2 protein-coding genes are annotated in these 1,899 nt (G+C 48.4%); one reads left to right on the top strand and one right to left on the bottom strand.

What is annotated here, in order from left to right; translation table 11 throughout:
• Positions 1–73: 73 nt before the first annotated feature.
• Positions 74–1,641 (top strand): IS3 family transposase gene (locus UF75_RS25530; RefSeq protein ID WP_242860435.1). Its coding sequence is split into 2 segments (ribosomal slippage): positions 74–550 and positions 553–1,641, totalling 1,566 coding nucleotides; the frame shifts between segments, so codons are not numbered across the junction.
• Positions 1,642–1,678: 37 nt separating this feature from the next.
• Here the strand turns inward: UF75_RS25530 and UF75_RS29720 are convergent.
• Positions 1,679–1,899 (bottom strand): hypothetical protein (locus UF75_RS29720; protein ID WP_045577321.1); only part of this gene is annotated, 221 nt, incomplete at its 5' end.

Here is a 1,899-nt window from a genome sequence, read left to right as displayed (position 1 = left end):
CCCCCTGTGTTACGATAGTTGACGTAGAGACTTAGGAAAAGTATCCTTGAAGGAACACAGGAGGGGAAACGGCATGAGATATCCAAAAGAGTTAAAAAGTTCTATCATTGCAAAGATGTTACCACCAAACAACCAGTCTCTTAGTCTGATTCAGCAGGAGACGGGTGTCCCGGAGGGGACCTTGAAGTTATGGCGGAAGGAAATACGGGGAAAAGGATTTGCGGCCCCTGCTGGTGAACAGCAAAGTGAGCAGTGGAGCACACGCGACAAGTATCTCATCGTGGTAGAGACATCCACACTCAGTGAGATCGAACTAGCAGAATACTGCCGCAAGAAAGGCTTGTATGTTGAGCAGGTTAAGTCCTGGCAGGACAACTGCATACAGGCGAACGGCGGTGTGGCCCAGGAACTAGCCACTTCACAACGGCGAGAAAAAGAAACCGAAAAAGAACTAAAGCGAGTAAAGAAGGAACTCCAGCGGAAAGAGTCAGCACTAGCTGAAACAGCAGCCCTGTTAGTTCTAAGAAAAAACATCAATGCGATTTGGGGACCAAAGGACGAGGAAGTCTGACCAGCACTGTGAATCGCGGCATAATTATTAAGCTGGTAGAAGAAGCAGTAGCAAGCGGAGCACGCCAACAGCTAGCTTGTGAAGAAATTGGTATATCGGTACGGACATTGCAACGTTGGTGTAAAGACGGAGCTCCTGAAGCAGATCAGAGACCCTTGGCAAAGCGTCCTGAACCGGCGAATAAACTCACGGAAGCAGAATGCAAAGACATTCTAGAAGTAGTCAACCAACCTGAATTTCAAAGTTTGCCACCCAGTCAAATTGTCCCGATTCTTGCGGATCAAGGTATCTACATCGCCTCCGAATCAACCTTCTATCGAGTCATGCACGAAGCAGGTGAACAGAATCATCGTGGTCGTTGCAAATCACCCTCCAGCAAACCTAAATCCACGCATTGTGCTACCGAACCCAATCGCGTATGGTCGTGGGATATTACCTACTTGCCCGGCCCAGTTAGAGGACTCTACTTCTATTTATACCTCATCCTAGACATCTTTAGCCGAGACATTGTGGGATGGGAAGTCTGGGTCGAAGAATCAGCAGAACACGCCAGTCAACTCATTCGGCGGGCTGTCATGGCTCAGGCTATAACCAGACAAGAAGGTCCTTTAGTCCTCCATTCAGATAACGGAAGCCCTATGAAAGGCGCGGCCATGCTGGAAACGCTCTATCAATTGGGTATTACGCCTTCTAGGAGTCGCCCCAGGGTTAGTAATGACAATCCTTATTCGGAGTCTATTTTCAAGACCTGCAAATACCGTCCAAGCTATCCAATGGGAGGATTTGCAACGATTAATGATGCCAGGACATGGGTCAAGGAATTTGTCCATTGGTACAACTACAACCATCACCATAGTGGTATCAAGTTCCTCACGCCACACCAGCGTCACAGTGGCCAGGGAGAAGAGATACTTAAGAAACGGCACCAGCTCTATGAGGCTGCAAAAGCTCGTCATCCGGAACGTTGGACACGTCAAACAAGGGACTGGTCCTTGCCCAATGAAGTATGGCTTAATCCAGAGAAATCTCAGGCTGAGGATCAAGTTGAGTCTAAAACGGATGCGTCATAGTTCTATTTAATGAAGTAATGAGTTAAGTGTCAGGGTGTCACGCGGGATACCGCAGGCTGAAGGCCGAGGATATGCGCGCTGGCATCCCAGTGACACTAGCGAACAAGTAAGCTGAAGGACCGAAGGGACTTTTTGATCCGCAGATCACAAAAGTTCCTTCTGGCAAGCGCCGAGCGCCCGGGCTTGTTTCGTCGTGATTAACACATTTAGTGAGTAAGTAATTTTGGTCAAATGCGACAACTATCTTGACAACCACCG

Origin of the sequence: Desulfosporosinus sp. I2 (genome assembly GCF_000960765.1) — a bacterium.
GTDB lineage: Bacteria > Bacillota > Desulfitobacteriia > Desulfitobacteriales > Desulfitobacteriaceae > Desulfosporosinus.
Note: the sequence above shows the minus strand (reverse complement) of the source record. Positions and strands in the feature narration are given on the sequence as shown.